This is a genomic window from Shewanella sp. T24-MNA-CIBAN-0130 (genome assembly GCF_040310185.1).
Lineage (GTDB): Bacteria > Pseudomonadota > Gammaproteobacteria > Enterobacterales > Shewanellaceae > Shewanella > Shewanella psychromarinicola.
Genome location: NZ_JBEOPP010000489.1, coordinates 1 through 245, shown reverse-complemented (window position 1 = coordinate 245; position 245 = coordinate 1). Strand labels below are relative to the sequence as shown.

Here is a 245-nt window from a genome sequence, read left to right as displayed (position 1 = left end):
ACCCAGTGCTTATTCGGCATCAAAAGAAAACTCAGGCGATTGTTGATAATGCTTATATGATCCAGCAGATTAATGCAGAACACGGCAGTTTTGCGGAATTTATTGCTCATTGGCCAAGCGATGACATTACTGGTTTGTGGCAAGTGCTTAAAAAGCGCGGCACCCGTTTAGGTGGCAATACTGGGCCTTATTTTTTACGTGCAATAGGTAAAGATACCTTTTTATTAAGCCAAGATGTGCAGTCA

1 pseudogene is annotated in these 245 nt (G+C 42.0%); it reads left to right on the top strand.

Going from position 1 to position 245, the window contains the following annotated elements:
• Positions 1-245 (top strand): annotated as a pseudogene (locus tag AAEZ02_RS23230) (DNA-3-methyladenine glycosylase I); the annotation flags it as partial.